The organism is Methylobacterium sp. FW102-HT35C08 (assembly GCF_058790235.1).
Genome location: NZ_JBYTCL010000002.1, coordinates 3155776 through 3172389 on the forward strand (window position 1 = coordinate 3155776; position 16614 = coordinate 3172389).

Consider the following 16614-nt stretch of genomic DNA (forward strand, 5'->3'; position numbering starts at 1 on the left):
AATACGCAGGCTGCGAAGTACATTGCCAAATTGTCCCTTCGCCCGACCTATGCCGGCAACGATGTCGCCGAACGCGGCGATCGGACCGTCGAGAGGAAGCCTGACGATGCGCCCCCAGTCTCTCCGTGCCGCCACCGCGTGCGCGCTCGTCATCATGGGGACTGCCCTGCCCGGCGCGGCCCTGGCCGCACAGAAGGCCGCCGTCTTCCCGGTGGAGCTGTTCGATCCCGGCGCCTCCTACGGCGCCCGTGCAAGGCCGGCCGACACCAAGAAGCTCACGCTGGTCACCGACGAGCTGCGCAAGGCTCTCCACGATCAGGCGGGGCTAGAGATGGTCGATACGGCGCCGAAGGCCGACACCGTGGCCAAGGAGGGTCCGCTCTACAAGTGCAACGGTTGCGCTGCGGACATCGGCAAGAGCCTGGGTGCGGACCTCGTCGTGACGGGTTATGTGGAGAAGGGGTCCGGTCAGATCTTCAACCTGAACGTTACCATCGCCGAGGCCGAGACCGGCAAGGTGGTGCGCGGCGGGCAGGTGACGATCCGGGCCGACACCGACGATACCTGGGCCCACGCCATGCGGTGGGTGGTGAAGAACCGCCTGCTCGCCGAGCCGCTGCCCGGAAAGTCATGAGGCCTTCCGTAGAGTCCCGAGTCATCCGTGTCCGCGTCCCCTGCCCAAGCCACTCCCCTGCCCCGTCTTCTCGTCAGTGTCCGTGATCCGGCCGAGGCCGAGGCTGCGCGGCTGGCCGGGGCCGACCTCGTCGATGCCAAGGATCCCGAGCGCGGGGCGCTCGGCGCGCTCGACACCCGGACCGTACGGGAGATCGTCGCCCGGGTGTCCGGCGGTGCCGTGACCAGCGCGGTCGCCGAGCCGACGCCGCGCGACGTGGTCGCGATGGCGGCGTCGGGGGTGGACTGGGTCAAGACCGGTATCGGCCCGGCACGACGTCGGGATCGGGCTGCCCTGGCGGCTCTCGCCGCGGCGGCGCCCGGACGCCTGATCGCCGTGTTGTTCGCCGAGGACGGCCCGGCCGCCGCCCTCGTCCCGTACCTCGCCGATGCCGGATTCGCGGGCGCGATGATCGACACGGCCGGCAAGCGGGGCGCGCGTCTTCCCGATCTCGCGGCGCCGGCGGATCTTGCGGCCTTCACCGCGGCCTGCCGCGACAACGGGCTGATGAGCGGCCTCGCGGGCTCGCTGCGGGTCATCGATATCCCGAGCCTCGGCGCGTACGCACCGGATTATCTGGGTTTTCGCGGCGGCCTGTGCCGCGACTTTGATCGCCGCAACGGCATAGATCCCCTACGGGTGGCCGAGGCGCTGCGCGCCCTGCGGCCGAGCCGGCGGGACGCCGCGTGACCGCCGTCGTCAAGGTCGGCGGCAGCCTTGAGGCGGACCCCCATCGCCGCCGCGCGCTGCTGACCGCGCTCGCCGACGGCGTGCTCGGGCGCTGCATCGTCGTGCCGGGCGGCGGCACCTTCGCGGGTGCCGTGCGGGCCGCGCAGGCGCGCGAGGGTTTCAGCGACGCCGAAGCCCATCGCCGCGCGCTCGACGCCATGAGCGATGCCGCCGGCATCTTCCGCGGGATCGAGCCGCGCCTGGTGCAGAGCCTGGAGCCCTGGACGGAGGCTGCGCCGGCCCGGGCACGGGTGTGGAACCCGCGCCGTCTGCGCGCGGGTCATCCGGACATACCCGAGACCTGGGACGTCACCTCCGACAGCCTCGCGCTCTGGCTCGCCGCACAGGTCCAGGCCGAACGCTGCGTGCTGGTGAAGTCCGTCGATGCGCCCGGCGGTCACGATGCCGCCGCCCTCGCGCGCATCGGCCTGGTGGATGTTGCCTTCCCAGACTTCGCCGCACGGTTCGGCGGCCCGATCGAGATCTGGGGGCCGGCCGAGAAGGTCACGGTCGCCCTGAAGGATGCCGCGTGAGCGCGCCCGAGCATATCGTCTTCGTCACCGGCCGCCTCGCGCGGGCGCGGCTGGAGAAGGTCGCGGCCGGCCTGCCGGACCGGTTCCGGTGGAGCATCGCCGATGCCGGCGTGAAGGTCGCCGCCCTGATGACCGAGGAGATCATTCGCCGCCGTGTCACGCTGCCCGAGGGCGCGACTCGGGTGATCCTGCCGGGCCGGTGCCGCGCCAATCCCGAGCACCTCGCCGCGCATTTCGGCGTACCGGTCGAGCGCGGCCCCGACGAGGTCGTGGACCTGCCCGCGTGGCTCGGCCTGTCGGCCCGGAAGGTGGACCTCTCCCGGCACGATCTTCGGATCTTCTCGGAGATCGTCGACGCCTCGAAGATGAGCGTCGACGCGATCCTGACCAAGGGCCTCGACCTCGCCCGGCGAGGCGCCGATGTCATCGATCTGGGCGGGCTGCCCGACACGCCGTTTCCCCACCTCGAGGACGCCGTGAAGGCCATGAAAGACGCCGGCCTGACGGTCAGTGTCGATTCCTTCTCCCGCGAGGAGCTCGCCCGGGGCGCCGGCGCCGGGGCCGACTACCTGCTGAGCCTCAACGAGGAGACCCTCGATCTCGCCTTCGAGACCGACGCGGTGCCGATTCTCGTGCCGCTGCGGCCCGACGACCTGCCGTCCCTCGACCGGGCGATCGAGCGGATGCTGAAGGCCGGGCGGCCGTTCCTGGCCGATCCGATTCTGGAGCCGATTCATCACGGCTTCGTGGATTCGATCGCCCGCTATCGCGAGACCCGCGACCGCTGGCCGGAGATCGAGATGATGATGGGCACCGGCAATCTCACGGAGTTGACCGAGGCCGACTCGCTGGGCGTGACCGCCCTCCTCGTCGGCATGTGCTCGGAGCTTTCGATCCGCAACGTGCTGATCGTGCAGGTCTCCAACCACACCCGCCGCACCGTCGAGGAGCACGACGCCGCCCGCCGGGTCATGTACGCCGCCAAGGCCGATTCCGCGCTGCCCAAGGGGTATGGTCGCGCGCTGCTCGCCCTTCACGACAAGCGCCCCTTCGTGCAGACCGCCGAGGAAGTAGCGCAGGCGGCCGCCGAGGTGCGCGATCCCAACTACCGGATCGCGGTCGCGGAGGACGGGATCCACGTTTACAACCGCGACATCCACAGGGTCGGCACCGACGCGATGGCCTTCTTCCCCGACCTCGATGTCGCCAGCGACGGGGCGCATGCCTTCTATCTCGGGGCGGAACTCGCCAAGGCCGAGACCGCCTGGCGGCTCGGAAAGCGTTACGTGCAGGACGAGCCCCTCGAATGGGGCTGCGCGGCCGACGCCGAGGTGGAGGATGCCACCGCCTTCAAGAAGGCCGGTCACACGCGCCATTCCGGCCCTGACGCGCCGCCGCCCGGCACGCGGGACGCGCGCCTCGTGCGGCCCGAGGCCGACGCGCGCGCGCCCGAGATCATCTCCGAAGCGGGCGCGCGCGCGGAAGCGGCGCCCGAGCAACCGCAGGACCCGAAGGCCAAGCTGGTCTGCGGGCGGCTCGTGCCGGTCGACAGGGCGTGAGCCGATGCCTTTGATCCTTGAGACGATCGTCACGACCCTGTCGCCGGCGGGCGAGCTGCATCTCGTGCCGTTCGGGCTGATCGGCGAGGACGAGGGCTACGTGCTGGCGCCGTTCCGGCCGTCGCCGACCATCGTCAACCTGGAGGCCAGTCCGTACTTCGCGGCGTCGAGCCCCCGCGACATCCGCGTCATCGCGGGCGCGGTGACGGGCCGGCGCGAGTGGCCGACGGAGGCGTGCACAGCGATCCCGGGGCGGCGCCTCGCCGACAGTTTCGGACATGCCGAGTTCGAGGTGGCGGCGGTCGAGCCGCACGCGACGCGCCCGCGCTTTCGCGGGCGGCTGGTCCACAGCGCCGCGCACGCGCCGTTCATCGGCTACAACCGCGCGCAGGCCGCGGTCCTGGAAGCCGCCATTCTTTCAACCCGGCTGCACATGCTTGAGCCGGACAAGGTGTTGACGGAGATGGCCTACCTCGCCATCGCCATCGGCAAGACCGCGGGACCCCGCGAGCGCGAGGCCTGGGGCTGGATCGAGGACAAGGTCGCGGCGGCGCTCGGCCCCGAGGCGCGCGTTCTCGATCGCGACGACCGCTGACGGCGGGAGGAGAAGGACAAGATGAAGAAAATCACCCTGGCCCTGGCGGCCACCGCGGCCCTCGTGGCTGCGACGGCTCAGGCGCACGGCCCGACTCGGCGCAAGATCACGGAGTCGATCGAGATCAACGCGCCGGCCGACAAGGTGTGGGCCGTGGTCGGCGACGTGAAGAACGCCGACTGGGTTCAGAACGTCACCAAGACCGAGTTCACCGGCGATCCGGCGGGCAAGTTCAAGCGGGTTCTGACGCTCAAGAACGGCGATCAGATCCAGGAGACCAGCAATAAGCTGAAGCCCGACGACAAGCTGTTCTCGTACTACATCGACAAGGTTGACGTGAAGGACCTGCCGGCCAACGACTACTCTGCCACGATCACGGTCGAGCCCGCGGGCGACGCCAAGTCGAAGGTCGAGTGGAAGGCGGCCTTCTACCGGGGCTACATGAACAATGACCCGCCGCCCGAGCTGAACGACGAGGCGTCCGAGAAGGGCGTCGGCGACTGGATCAAGGCCAGCCTCGCGAACCTGAAGGCCAAGGTCGAGAAGGGCTCGTGACGCCGCACCGGGGTCGCGCGGCGCTCGCCGCCGGCCTCACCCTCCTCGCGTCGGCTGCCTCGGCTGAGCCGGCGCGGGAGGCGATCGTCACGGCTCAGCTGGGCGGCGCGGTCGAGATCATCGACCTTGCCGCCGGCACGGTCCTGCGGCGCGTGCCCGTCGACGGTGCGCCCGCCGGAATCGCGCTGTCGGCCGACCGCAAGCGCGCCTACGTCACGCGGCCCGAGGGACATGGGGTCGCGATCATCGACCTCGACGCAGGGCGCGTCCTGTCGGAGGTCGCGCTGCCCGGCGGTCCGCTTGGCATTGCGACCGACCCGCGCGGCGGCACGGTCTACGTGGCCGACTGGTACGGCCACCGCCTGTTCGTGCTGACCGAGCGCGACGGCACGCTGAGCCCGGACGGCGAGATCGGCGTCGGAGCTTCGCCCTCCGGCATCGCCGTGAGCCCCGACGGGGCGACCCTCTACGTGGCGAACCGCGAAGCCGACACGGTCTCGGTGGTGGATGCCAAAGCGCGCCGCGAGACGACGGTCATTCCGGTGGGGCAGCACCCGTTCGGCATCACCCTGGATGCCGCCGCGGGCCGGGCCTACACGGCCAACGTGACTGGGGACGACGTCTCCGTCCTCGATCTCGCCGCCGGGCGCGAGATCGGCCGGGTGCAAACGGGTCGAAGGCCCTACGTGATCGCACTGACGCAGGGTCGCGGCTTCGTCACCGATCAGTATGCCGGCAGCGTCACCGCCTTCGACCTGGCGACGCTCAAGCCGATCGCCGACATCGACGTCGGTGACCACCCGGAGGGCATCGCGGCCGATGAGGACGGGCGCCTCTACGTCGCAAATTGGGGTGACAACACGCTGAGCGTCCTCGACGCGCGGACGCTGAAGGTGATCAAGACGATCCCCACCGGGAACGGCCCGCGCTCCTTCGGTACCTTTCTGCGCTGACACGGGCCCGGGTGCGGGATCTCTCCGGGGGACCCGGCCTCACCGCTCCGGAGCCGCTTCTGCCCGGGAGCCGTCAGACGGTCCGGCGGACAGGCGCCCGACGGTACGCCACCCGCGCCAGCAACAGGGCTGCGCCGATCTGGAGGAAGCCGCTCTCGCCCAGGTCGGACGGCGTGAGATGGGTCTGGATCAGAACCCGCGTCAGCGCGTTCAGCGCGAGCAAGGTCAGGCAGAAGGCCGCCGCGGCGAGCAGGCTGGCAACGAACTCGGGCATGGCTTGGCTTCCCGTGTCGAACGGGAGCAGATTAGCAAGCCTCGCGCCAAGGCCAAGCTGCCCGAACGGCCAAGTCAGTACTCGCCAGATCAGCGCTTGCGCGTGGTGGCCGGCGGAGAACCGGCCTGGACGGCCGGCGCCGGGCGCGGCGTCTCCACCGCGAGCCGCTTCACCGGCCAGCCATCGCTCCACCGCTCCATGTCGGCGAGCCGCGGATTGTTCTTGAGCGCCGAGGCGTCCGAGCCTGCGAATGCGGCCGCGGCCGCGAGGTCGAACGTCTTCCAGAACCCGAGGTAATCCAGAGCGTCGACGCGCGCGAGGTTGACCTGCGAGACCAGGGTCTGCTGCTCGCCCGACAGCGCCATGTCGGCGGACCAACGGAACGGCGGCGGCTTCGGCGCATCCTTCGCCGCGTCCTTGGGTTCGGGGCCGGGTTTGATCGCACCGCCGTCATAGGCCGTATCGAGGCCGGCCGGCGCCGCGAGGGTTGCGGTCAGTGCCGGGAAGCCGTGGTCGTCCGAGAGCGCCCGCACGAAGAGCTTTCGATCCAGCGGCACCGCGCTGGCCTCGCGCAGCAGGCGCTTCGCGGCAAGGTCGGCGGCCCGCGTGTCCTTGTCGCCGACCATGGTCACGATGAGCGTCGCGGGATCGATCCCCGACAATTCGCCGAGCGTGATACCGCGCGATTTCGGCCCACTGGCGATCCCTCCGGGCGTCACGGCGAAGATCAGCTTCGGTGTGGGCAGCCCGTGCGTCTTGGCGTCGGCGGCGAGATCCATCGCGAGCGGAGCGCCGGCGAGATGGCCGATCATCGCAACGCGGCCGAGATCCGGCTTGGCCTCGCCGTCCGCGGACAAATCGGCCAGTGCCGCCTTCACGAGGGTTTCGGCGATGCCCGGCGCGTCGGCCGGGCGCGTCCGGTTCACCTCCTGGAAGCGCGGAAACAGCACGAGCCAACCCTGGCGCGCCAGATGGTCGATCCAGGCGCCGTAGCTCTGCGGGTTCACCACACCCCAACCATGCAGGAAGATCGCCACGGGCCTGCCGGCCTCCGGGGCAGCGCCGGCGGCGTAGAAGGCGAAGCTGCTGGCGGTCCCGCGCCCGAGCAGGCGCTTGGTGATCGTCATCTTGCGGTCGCCGACACCACCCGGCCCCTCGGCAGGCTGCGGCGGCGGCGCGGCGGCCTGCGCGGAGACGAGGCCGGCAAGGGTCATGATCGCGACCGCAGCGAGCGGTCGGCGGATGAGCGTGAGACGCATGAAGGGCTCGACAGAGAGACGCGATGCGTCAGCAGGTCAGGGAGCGCTGAATAGCAGATTCTGTCGTCTTGGCGACCCGCCGCAGCAGTCTCCGCGGGCGGCACACAGTTTCAAGGCCAGCACAGCGCGCCGGGAGCGCAACGCTCAGACGGAAGCGCCCTGTCCCGTGTCCGCCCGGTCGAGCCGGCGCACGAGCGCGGTCAGCTCTGCCGGAAGGTCATCGTCCGCCTCGCCGAAGACGCCGCGAAGCTCGTGGCGCACCGTATCCAGCACGGCGGATTCGGCCGTGTTCCATGAGCCGGATCGGCGGAGCGTATCGGCATAGTTGGCGGCGACAATCTGCATGGCCAAGTTCGGGTTCAACTGTATTGCGGGACCCCGGGCGCAATCCGCTCCGGGAGTGGCGTACAACCCGATCCGCGCGTCAGGTTTCCAATCCAGGGCTGATAATTTTTCCGCCCGGTCCGATCACCGCCGGGCCCTTGCCCTCCGACGGGCGTCCCGCGGCTTGCTCCACCCAGGCCAGGATGTCCTCGGCGCGCCAGGGTTTCGGGATGAACGTCGCCGAGACGCGCAGATCGCTCGGCTGGTCGCCGGCATCGCCCGAGGTCAGGAGCACCCGCACCCGCGGCCAGGTCACGCCGATGATCCGAGCCAGTTCGAAACCGCCGATGGGCCCGGGCGTCCGCACGTCCGAGAAGACGACGCTGACTTCTTCAGCCCGGTCGTTGAGGATGGCGAGGGCGCGGTCGGCGGTCTCGGCCTCAATGACCGTGAAGCCGGTGTCTTCCAGCAACGTGGCCGCGAGGAAGCGCTCGTCGGGTTGGTCCTCCACGACGAGGATGACGGGCTTCTGGCCGGGCTGCACCGAATCGCTCATAGGCCAGGACACTCTACAGGGGCTGAACGGCGGCCGCGCAGATTGGTTCAAGGACCGATCGCCGCGGTAGGCCGGACCCGCGCAGGCACAGATCCTCCCTGGATCCTTGCATAATCGGAAAGTTGTGGCCGTGTCTTGAGTAACACAGCCGGTCAGGAACGTCCCGGACAGAAGCAAAACCGGCTGAATCAGCCGACGCCGTTCGCCTTCAGAAAGGCGAGCGCTCGTTTCCACCCGTCCTCGGCGGCTTCCCGGCGATAGCTTGGCCGGTAATCGGCATGGAAGCCGTGCGGCGCGTCCGGGTAAATCATCAATTCGACGATCTTCCCCGCGGCTTTTGCGCGGTCGCGCGCTGCCTCGACGGCAGCAACCGGGATGCCCGTGTCGGCGCCGCCGTAGAGGCCGAGCAGCGGCGCGTGGATCTCCGCAGCGACGTCGCCAGCCGTGCGGGGCTGGATGTCCGTGCGATCGCCGCCGACAGGGCCATACCAGGCGACCGCCGCCTTCAGATCGCGGCGATGCGCCGCGTAGAGCCACACGTCCCGGCCACCGCGGCACCAGCCCATGACGCCGAGCTGGCTCGGATCGCCTTTCGCGGCCGATCCGGCCCAGGCCACTGTGGCATCGAGGTCGCCGATCCACTGCGCGTCGGGTGTTTTCGAGATGACATCCCGGATGATCAGCTTGGCATCGGTCATCGTCGAGAGATCGCCCTGCCGCGCGTACAGCTCCGGGGCGACCGCACAGTAGCCAGCCTTGGCTAGGCGACGACAGATGTCCTTGATGTAGTCGTGGACGCCGAAGATCTCCTCGATCACCAGCACGATCGGGAAGGGTCCCGCGCCGTCCGGCACCGCCCGGTAGGCCGGCATCGGCCCGTCGGCGGCCGGAATCTTCACCTCACCGGCCTCGATGCCGCTGCTATCCGTGTGGATCACCTGCGCCTCGACCCGGCTCGTCGCCAGGGTCAGGCCACTGATCAGGCTGGTCATCACGAAGCCGCGCCGCGAGAAGGGCGGCGTGATCAGTCCATTGAGCCCCGCCTGATCCTGATCCGCCATGATGATCTCTCCCTCGCTGCGTCGCGGAGGGCTATCCGGGCCAGGTATGCGCGGTCAAATCATCGTCGGACCGTCCGGACGTTACGCCCCCGCGGCAACGAGCGTCCGTGCCGGGCGGGCGAAGGCCCGGCCCGCATCCACGATCTCGCGCGGCTGCAGCATGTCGGCCAGCGTCACGAACGTGTCGGTGGCCGGCGCTACCACGGCGCGGATGCCGTAGCCCAGCGCGAACGAGCGGGTCAGCTCCGCGTCGCGGGCGATGCCGAAGCGCTCGAGAGCGGTCAGGAACGCCTCGCGGAACAGGCTCGGCCGACACCATCGCTTCTCAGCCATCTGCAGCGGCCAGTCCCAGAGCCCCTCAGCCCGGCGCGCCGCGAGCATCTCGCGGGCGATGAAGTAGCCGGTGTCGCGATGCTCGATCCCGTCCGGCTGGACGGACCAGTCGTCATTGCCGAACAGCTCGGCCTCGGCCACGTCGCTCATCGGGTCCTCCGCCCTGACCGGCGTCCCGGCGCACCGGAACATTGCCGGAACACTGGCGCGGATCAGGACGGCGGTCAAGAGATTGTTCCTGATGCGTTCGCGGTTGTCGGAGGCGGCTTCAACGTGCCTTGAACAGCGGATGCTCGATGCGGTCGCCCGGCTGGATTCCGAGCTTCGCCGTCGTACCGGCATTGAGCTCCAGCACGGCGGAAACGGGGCTTCCCGACGGGATGATCGCGGTCGACAGCGGCTCGGTATCGGCGGCGATCCGGCTGATCGTCCCGTCCGGACGGATGAACACCATATCGAGCGGAAGATAGGTGTTCTTCATCCACATCGTGACGGGCTCTTCGCGCTCGAAATCGAACAGCATCCCGTGATCGGCCGCCATGTGCCGCCGGAACATGAGGCCGCGAGAGCGCCCGGCATCGTCGCGCATCACCTCGACGTTGAATCGCTTCGGCCCCGCCTTGGTGACGACGGTCAGCGGCTCGCCCGCCGCGGCAGCAGCCCTGGCCGGCGCCTGAGCAAGGACGGCGGGAACGGGGGCGGCTATGACCATCAGGCATGCGACGGCGGCGGCCGACACGAAACGGGTCGAGAACATCACAGGCTCGGGCCTTTCAGGAGAACAGGCGCGCCGGTCGGGCTCGCCGCGCAGCCATAAACCAGGAAACGGGCCGTGGAAAACCGCGTGCGGAAATGCTCAGATGCGACAGCGACATAGATGCCGTGCCGCGCTCGGCCGTTCAGTGCGATGCCGGGAGGGCTCCGTCGATCAACCGGATCTCGGCGGCCATGACGCCCTTCGAGCCGTCTCCGTAGCGCACTAGGACCGCCTCACCCGGCTTCAGCTCCGCGATCCCGTAGCGGCGCAGAGTCTCCATGTGCACGAAGATGTCCGGCGTCCCGTCGCCCCGGGTCAGGAAGCCGAAGCCGCGCAGCCGGTTGAACCATTTCACCACGGCAGTCTCGAGCCCGCTCGTCGGTATCACGGTCACGTGCGTGCGCGGCAGCGGCATCTCGGAGGGATGGATCGCCGTCGCCTGATCCAGCGAGATCACCCGGAAGGCCTGCCAGCCCCGCGGACGCTCCACCGCCTCCACGACGATGCGCGCACCCTCGCTGGCCGCCTGGAAGCCGTCCCGCCGCAGGCAGGTCACGTGCAGCAGGACGTCCGGCGACCCGTCATCCGGCACGATGAAGCCGAAGCCCTTCGACACGTCGAACCACTTGATGCGGCCCGCCACCTCGACGAGATCCAGGGCCTCGTCGTCGCGCTGGGCGGTCTCGCCGGTCCGCGGGCCAGCCGCCCGATCGGGGTCCTCAGGCCCGAAGCCGCGTTCGTCAGACATGGCCGAGCAACCTACACCGAATCACGCCGCGCGCTCTCCCGGCAAGATTAACGAAGTCCTGATTCCCGGGAAGCCCATTTCACCGGCAGCCGAGCCCCAGCGAGATGCAATCTTGGCGCTGGGAGGCGCGCCGGCAACAGTCGATTGGTCGCAGTCGGCGGCGAAAGCAGCGTTTAAGCTCCGGGTCCAGCGAGCAGAATTTGCGCGCCGATGATCGGACACGCCGCCGGCCGGGCGGAAGTCGGCAGGTGTCACGTTTGCGAGAGCGCCACGACCCGGCATCGGCCGACGGCGCCGTGCGCTGCCAGCCGGTTGGCATGTCCAGCGCCGGCGTGGTTTGGGTTCGGCATGATCGCCATCGACCTCACACGCGACCATGCCACCGCTACGCCGGATGCGGCCATTCGGCAGCGGCGCTTCCCGATGATCGACGCGGCGCGCGCGGCTGCACTCGCCGCGATGGCGAGCTATCACACGCTCTGGGATCTCGGGTTCCTGCGGCTGACGGCCGAGAATTACGCGCTGACTCCGGCGGGGCGAATCGCGGCCGAGATGATCGCCGGCAGCTTCCTCGTCCTCGTAGGTATCGGGCTGGTCTTGATGAACGGCCGGGGCGTGCGGCCGAGACCGACACTCCTGCGCCTCGCGCGGATCGGCGGCGCCGCCCTCCTCGTCACCCTCGGAACATGGATCGCGTTTCCGGATGCGTTCGTGTTCTTCGGCGTCCTGCACTGCATCGCCGTGGCGAGCCTGCTCGGCCTCCCGTTCCTGTTCGCGCCGGTCGCCGTCACCGTGCTGACGGCCGCCGCGTTCATCGCCGCGCCGCACCTCGTGCACGCGCCTATCCTCGACGCGCCCGTCCTGTACTTCCTCGGCCTCGGATCGGGGACGCCCCGGACCAACGATTACGTTCCGCTCTTCCCGTGGTTTGGGCTCGTGCTGGCCGGGATCGCGGTTGGCAGGATCGGCCTGCCCCGATTCGCGCGCTCGGCGTTGGGCACCTGGGCACCTCGTTCGGCAATCGGCAGGGCCGCAACCTGGGCCGGACGCCACAGCCTGGCGATCTACCTGATCCACCAGCCCGTGCTGCTGGCGCTCCTCACCGGCGTCGTGACGCTCACGGGTGCCAATCCGCGGGCGGGCCTGCGAGCCTTCCGGGCGGATTACGTGACGATCTGCACGCGGACGGGTGGCGAGCGGCCCCTGTGCCGCATCGCGGCGCGCTGCACCTCCGACGCGCTCCTCCGCGAGGATCTCTTCCGCGAGGATGGACGGCCGTTCAGCGGGCCGGAGCGCCTGCGCGCGCAGGCACTCTCACAGCAATGCTACGCAACCCTGGAGCAGGCAGCCCGGACGGAGCGCTGATGCGCTCCGCCACCTGCGGGCGGCTTTCCGAAGATCCGCTCAGTCCTTGGCGCGCTCGACGTAGGACCCATCGGCCGTCATGACGACGACGCGGGTGCCGGCGGCGATGTGGGGCGGCACGGTCGTCCGCACGCCGTTCGAGAGCGTCGCGGGCTTGTAGGAGGACGAGGCCGTCTGACCCTTCAGGACCGGCTCGGTCTCGGCAACCTCCAGCGTGACGCGCTGGGGCAGCTCGATGGTCAGCGGCACGCCATTGTGGACGGAGAGCATGACGGCCATGCCCTCCTGAAGGTAAGGAGCGGCATCGCCGACCACGTCTTCCGGCACGGCGATCTGCTCGTAATTCTCGGGGTTCATGAAGTGGAACCCCTCGCCATCGCTGTACAGGAAGGTGTGCTCGCGATCCTCGACGAAGGCACGCTCGACCTGCTCAGTCGTCCGGTAGCGCTCCGAAACCTTCACGCCGTCGGTGATGCGGCGCATGTCCAGCTGGGTCACAGGCGTGCCCTTGCCGGGGTGGATGTTCTCGGCGAACAGGATCACGTAGAGCTTGCCGTCCTTTTCGACGACGTTGCCCTTACGGAGCGTTGAGGCGATAACCTTCACGGAATAGCGTCCTGCATTGACAAGGGGAACCGCACGCGCCAAGCGCGGGCGCTGCATCTCGGACTCCGGCACTATCGCATCTCCGTTCCGGTTGCCAGCGGGCCGGCAGGAACGGTTGTCCGAGTGTACTCTCTTCCAGATCGCGACGCTCCGTTCTGAAGCCGAGGGCGTAACAGGGCCAGAGGATGCGTGTGCTCCGGAACGAGCTGCCTGTGCGAAGCCGCGCGCGCCGATGTCCGGTGGTGTCGCGTCGGCGTGATCGGCTGGGCCGGCCGTGACGGCACAGGGCACCGCTTGGTGGTCCCCGGAGCGTCACGCCGATCGCAGGCCGGCGCTTCTCATGCGCAACCGGATCCTGTCGGCGTTCCGTGCCTGGTTCAGCGCGCGGGATTTCGTCGAGGCTGACGCGGCCTGCCTCCAGGTCTCTCCGGGCAACGAAGCGCATCTGTCGGCCTTCGCCACCGAGGCCATCGGAGCGAGCGGGGCACGAACGCCCGTGTTTCTGCACACGTCGCCGGAATTCGCCTGCAAGAAGCTGCTGGCGGCCGGCGAGACGAAGCTGTTCAGTGTCGCGCGCGTGTTCCGCAACCGCGAGCGGGGGCCGCTGCATCACCCCGAATTCACGATGCTGGAATGGTACCGCGTCGGCGCACCCTACAGCGTGCTGATGGAGGATTGTGCCGACCTGCTGTCACTTGCGGCCGAGACCGCCGGGATGCGCCGGTTCATCTATCGCGGTCGGGAGACCGACCCATTCGCCGAACCGGAGCGGCTGACGCTGGCCGAGGCCTTCGACCGCTTCGCCGGCATCGACCTGCTCGCCTCCGTCGCGCGGAGCGGCGAGACGGACCGCGATGGACTTGCCGCCGCCGTGTCGGGCGCGGACCTGCGGGTCGCTTCGGACGATACCTGGGCCGATCTTGTCTCCCGGGTGCTGGTCGCGCGGATCGAGCCGCACCTGGGCGTCGGGCGGCCGACCTTCCTGTGCGAATACCCGGTCAGCGAGGCGGCCCTCGCCCGGCCGGCCCGGCACGATCCCCGTGTCGCCGAGCGCTTCGAGCTCTACGCCTGCGGGGTCGAACTCGCCAATGCCTTCGGTGAACTCACCGATCCGGTCGAACAGCGCCGCCGCTTTGAGGCGGAGATGGCGGAAAAGCTCCGGGTCTACGGTGAGGCGTATCCGATCGACGACGATTTCCTCGCCGCGCTGGCGGTCATGCCGGAAGCCTCCGGCATCGCCCTCGGGTTCGACCGGCTGGCGATGCTGGCCTGCGGCCGGACCCGCGTCGACGACGTGATCTGGACCCCTGTCGCGGAGACGGCGCCGTGAACCGTGTTCTCCAGAGCGCCGAAGATCTGTCGGAAGCAGGCCTGATCTCGGCCGCGGAGGCCGAGGCGCTGCGGGCGGTGCTCGCGCGCTACGCCGTCTCGGTGACGATCGACATGGCCGAGCTCATCGACCCCGCTGATCCCGAAGACCCGATCGCCCGCCAGTTCATCCCGGATACCCGAGAGTGCGCGACGGCGCCGGAGGAGCGCGCCGACCCGATCGGCGACGCGGCCCACGCGCCGGTGGCCGGCATCGTGCACCGCTATCCCGACCGCGTGCTGCTGAAGCCGCTGCATGTCTGCCCGGTTTACTGCCGCTTCTGCTTCCGCCGCGAGATGGTGGGGCCGGACGGGCTCGGAACCTTGACCGATGCCGAGCTCGAAACGGCCTTCACGTATATCGAGCGGGATCCGCGCATCTGGGAAGTGGTCCTCACCGGCGGCGACCCGTTCGCGCTCTCGAGCCGGCGGCTCGGCGTCATCGCGCTGCGCCTGTCGCGCATCGATCATGTGCGTGTGATGCGGCTTCACACGCGCGTTCCGGTGGTGAAGCCCGAACTGGTCACCGAGACCCTTGTCCAGGCGCTGCAGCTTTTCGGGGGCGCAGTGTTCGTGGCCCTGCACGCCAATCACCCGCGCGAGTTCACGCCCTCTGCCCGTACCGCCTGTGCCCGACTGGTCGATGCCGGTATCCCGATGGTCAGCCAATCCGTGCTGCTGCGTGGCATCAACGACGACGCGGCGACGCTCGAGGCCCTGATGCGGACCTTCGTGGAGAACCGGATCAAGCCCTATTACCTGCATCACGGCGACCTCGCGCCCGGCACCGGACACATGCGCACCGCGTTGGCGGAAGGTCAGGACCTGATGCGCGCCCTGCGCGGGCGCCTCTCGGGCCTCGCCCAACCGACCTACGTGCTCGACATCCCGGGCGGCCACGGCAAGGTGCCGGTCGGGCCTAACTACCTGCGCGACACCGAGGCGGGCGCCCGGGTGACGGACCCGAACGGCTGTGAACACCCCTATCCACCGAAGGCGTAAGGGAGATCGTTTGACGATGCGCAGGCTTTGGGGACGCCTCACCTCTGTGAACGTGCAGAAGGCGGTCTGGGGACTGGACGAGGCCGGGCTGGATTACGAGCGCGTGGAGGCCGGCGGCGCCCACGGTGTGGTCGACGATCCCGCGTACCGCGCGATGAACCCGAACGGGCTTGTCCCGACCCTGGAGGAGGACGGCTTCGCTCTCTGGGAATCGAACGCGATCCTACGCTACCTCGCGACCATCGCCCCTGCCCTCGCGCTACCGGCGGATCCGCAGATGCGCGCCCATGTGGAGCAATGGGTCGATTGGCAGGCCACGAGCTTCACGCCCGCGATGCGCGACGCGTTCTGGCAGCTCTTCCGGACAGCCGAGCCCGATCGCGCCGTGATCGCAGCTTCGCTGAAGAAGAGCGAAGCGATGGCCGCGATCCTCGATGCCCATCTCGCCGACCGGACCTACGTGGTCGGCGAGCAATTCGGCATCGCCGACATCGCCCTCGGCTGCGCGGCGCATCGCTGGTTGAACCTTCCCGCCGAACGGGTCGAGCGTCCGGCCCTGCGCCGCTGGTACGCGCGCATTGCGGCCCGGCCGGCCGCTGCCCGGGCTCTCGGCGAACCCGTCGGCTGAGATCGCGAGCGGGCTTGCCGAAGGGCCCGTGAGATCCACCTTGGCGGAGCGCCGCCGGAACGGGGGCTGCACCCCACGGAGTCCCTGATGGCCATCGACCCGACCCTGCGCGACGCGCTGTCCGCCGTGACGCCGGCGAGTCTCGCCCGCGCCCTGACCCGGGCCGGCGTGAAAGCTCATAGCGTCCAGGGGTTGACCGGACGGGGCGGGAGCGCGATCGGCACGGCCTACACGTTGCGGATGATCCCGGCCCGCGATGATGCCGCGGGCGACCTCGCCGCGGCGATCGACACGATCCCCGAAGACGCCATCGTGGTGATCGACGCGGCCCGGTCCGGCTTGGCCCTACCGTTCGGGTCCATCCTGGCGGCGCGTCTCGCGCACCGTGGCGTCGCGGGCCTGGTGACCGACGGCGCCCTTCCGGCCGAGGTTGGACTGCCCGTCTGGTCCATGCCGGAAGCCGCGATCGGAACGCTCGCGCTGGTCGGCACGCAGCAGCCGGTCTCCTGCGGAGGCGCCGCGATCCATCCGGGCGACATCGTGGTCTGCGCCGACGGGGGCATCGTCGCGGTACCGGCCGCGCTCGCCGAACGGGTCGCCCTGGAGGCTGTTGAACAGCAGCGCCTCGATCTGTGGATCCAGCGCGAGGTCGAGAAAGGCGAAAGCCTCGCCACCCTGCTGCCGCCGAACGAAGCGGCGCTCGCCCGGTTCGAGGCTGAGACGAAGCCGGCGTGAA

21 protein-coding genes are annotated in these 16614 nt (G+C 69.6%); 12 read left to right on the forward strand and 9 right to left on the reverse strand.

From position 1 onward, the window contains the following. Window positions 1-106 precede the first annotated feature (106 nt). The 7 genes from AC3WSN_RS15050 to AC3WSN_RS15080 are packed head-to-tail and all read left to right on the forward strand — an operon-like array spanning window position 107 to window position 5597. A complete protein-coding gene (locus AC3WSN_RS15050; RefSeq protein WP_492538954.1) occupies window positions 107-634 on the forward strand; it encodes a DUF3280 domain-containing protein in 528 nt (175 codons plus the stop codon). Between the two features lie 27 nt (window positions 635-661). Beyond that, a complete protein-coding gene (locus tag AC3WSN_RS15055) occupies window positions 662-1363 on the forward strand; it encodes a (5-formylfuran-3-yl)methyl phosphate synthase (protein WP_492538956.1) in 702 nt (233 codons plus the stop codon). After that, on the forward strand, window positions 1360-1935 hold the full coding sequence (locus AC3WSN_RS15060) for an amino acid kinase family protein (protein WP_492538958.1): 576 nt from the start codon (window positions 1360-1362) through the stop codon (window positions 1933-1935). Before AC3WSN_RS15055 ends, AC3WSN_RS15060 begins: the two co-directional genes overlap by 4 nt. After that, window positions 1932-3494, forward strand: coding sequence for a DUF6513 domain-containing protein (locus AC3WSN_RS15065; protein ID WP_492538960.1), 1563 nt, complete (start codon window positions 1932-1934; stop codon window positions 3492-3494). The genes AC3WSN_RS15060 and AC3WSN_RS15065 overlap by 4 nt, the downstream gene beginning before the upstream one ends. A 4-nt stretch (window positions 3495-3498) precedes the next feature. Further along, window positions 3499-4089 (forward strand): DUF447 domain-containing protein, encoded by a 591-nt coding sequence (locus AC3WSN_RS15070; RefSeq protein WP_192707745.1) that lies wholly within the window; start codon window positions 3499-3501, stop codon window positions 4087-4089. Window positions 4090-4110: 21 nt separating this feature from the next. Next, on the forward strand, window positions 4111-4644 hold the full coding sequence (locus tag AC3WSN_RS15075; protein ID WP_192707744.1) for an SRPBCC family protein: 534 nt from the start codon (window positions 4111-4113) through the stop codon (window positions 4642-4644). Then, a complete protein-coding gene (locus AC3WSN_RS15080; protein WP_492538962.1) occupies window positions 4641-5597 on the forward strand; it encodes a YncE family protein in 957 nt (318 codons plus the stop codon). Before AC3WSN_RS15075 ends, AC3WSN_RS15080 begins: the two co-directional genes overlap by 4 nt. Before the next feature lie 73 nt (window positions 5598-5670). On the opposite strand, the gene AC3WSN_RS15085 is transcribed toward AC3WSN_RS15080, so the two are convergent. From AC3WSN_RS15085 to AC3WSN_RS15120, 8 genes are all read right to left on the reverse strand, one after another. Further along, complete coding sequence (locus AC3WSN_RS15085; protein WP_192707742.1) at window positions 5671-5871, reverse strand: hypothetical protein; 201 nt, start codon at window positions 5869-5871, stop codon at window positions 5671-5673. Window positions 5872-5960: 89 nt separating this feature from the next. Next, window positions 5961-7130, reverse strand: a complete 1170-nt coding sequence (locus AC3WSN_RS15090; RefSeq protein ID WP_492538965.1) for an alpha/beta hydrolase — start codon at window positions 7128-7130, stop codon at window positions 5961-5963. 144 nt (window positions 7131-7274) lie between these two features. After that, window positions 7275-7475, reverse strand: a complete 201-nt coding sequence (locus tag AC3WSN_RS15095; RefSeq protein ID WP_192707740.1) for a hypothetical protein — start codon at window positions 7473-7475, stop codon at window positions 7275-7277. 79 nt (window positions 7476-7554) lie between these two features. Further along, on the reverse strand, window positions 7555-8010 hold the full coding sequence (locus AC3WSN_RS15100; protein WP_492538967.1) for a response regulator: 456 nt from the start codon (window positions 8008-8010) through the stop codon (window positions 7555-7557). 188 nt (window positions 8011-8198) lie between these two features. Beyond that, on the reverse strand, window positions 8199-9071 hold the full coding sequence (locus AC3WSN_RS15105; RefSeq protein WP_492538969.1) for a dienelactone hydrolase family protein: 873 nt from the start codon (window positions 9069-9071) through the stop codon (window positions 8199-8201). Window positions 9072-9152: 81 nt separating this feature from the next. Then, window positions 9153-9554, reverse strand: coding sequence for a hypothetical protein (locus tag AC3WSN_RS15110; RefSeq protein WP_492538971.1), 402 nt, complete (start codon window positions 9552-9554; stop codon window positions 9153-9155). A 118-nt stretch (window positions 9555-9672) separates the two neighbouring features. Next, window positions 9673-10161 (reverse strand): DUF192 domain-containing protein, encoded by a 489-nt coding sequence (locus AC3WSN_RS15115; RefSeq protein WP_492538973.1) that lies wholly within the window; start codon window positions 10159-10161, stop codon window positions 9673-9675. A gap of 142 nt (window positions 10162-10303) precedes the next feature. Next, entirely contained in the window at window positions 10304-10909 is a 606-nt protein-coding gene (locus tag AC3WSN_RS15120; RefSeq protein ID WP_492538975.1) for a cold-shock protein, read from the reverse strand. A 348-nt stretch (window positions 10910-11257) separates the two neighbouring features. Here AC3WSN_RS15120 and AC3WSN_RS15125 point away from each other — a divergent pair, with 348 nt between their 5' ends. Beyond that, the gene (locus AC3WSN_RS15125; RefSeq protein ID WP_492538977.1) at window positions 11258-12274 is read left to right on the forward strand and encodes an acetyltransferase domain-containing protein; all 1017 of its coding nucleotides are present in this window, start codon (window positions 11258-11260) and stop codon (window positions 12272-12274) included. A gap of 39 nt (window positions 12275-12313) precedes the next feature. Here the strand turns inward: AC3WSN_RS15125 and efp are convergent, their stop codons facing one another. Then, complete coding sequence (gene efp / locus AC3WSN_RS15130; RefSeq protein WP_209578348.1) at window positions 12314-12937, reverse strand: elongation factor P; 624 nt, start codon at window positions 12935-12937, stop codon at window positions 12314-12316. Window positions 12938-13154: 217 nt separating this feature from the next. Between efp and epmA the strand changes: the two genes are divergently transcribed. The 4 genes from epmA (at window position 13155) to AC3WSN_RS15150 (ending at window position 16613) form a co-directional block, all read left to right on the forward strand. Then, window positions 13155-14210: an EF-P lysine aminoacylase EpmA gene (epmA, locus tag AC3WSN_RS15135; RefSeq protein WP_492538980.1), complete on the forward strand. Its 1056-nt coding sequence runs from the start codon at window positions 13155-13157 to the stop codon at window positions 14208-14210. Then, entirely contained in the window at window positions 14207-15250 is a 1044-nt protein-coding gene (locus AC3WSN_RS15140; RefSeq protein ID WP_492538982.1) for a lysine-2,3-aminomutase-like protein, read from the forward strand. Before epmA ends, AC3WSN_RS15140 begins: the two co-directional genes overlap by 4 nt. Before the next feature lie 16 nt (window positions 15251-15266). Next, window positions 15267-15878 carry a glutathione S-transferase family protein gene (locus AC3WSN_RS15145; protein WP_492538984.1) on the forward strand — a complete coding sequence of 204 codons (612 nt, stop codon included), beginning with the start codon at window positions 15267-15269 and terminating at the stop codon, window positions 15876-15878. 87 nt (window positions 15879-15965) lie between these two features. Next, entirely contained in the window at window positions 15966-16613 is a 648-nt protein-coding gene (locus AC3WSN_RS15150; RefSeq protein ID WP_492538986.1) for an RraA family protein, read from the forward strand. Window position 16614: the final 1 nt, after the last annotated feature.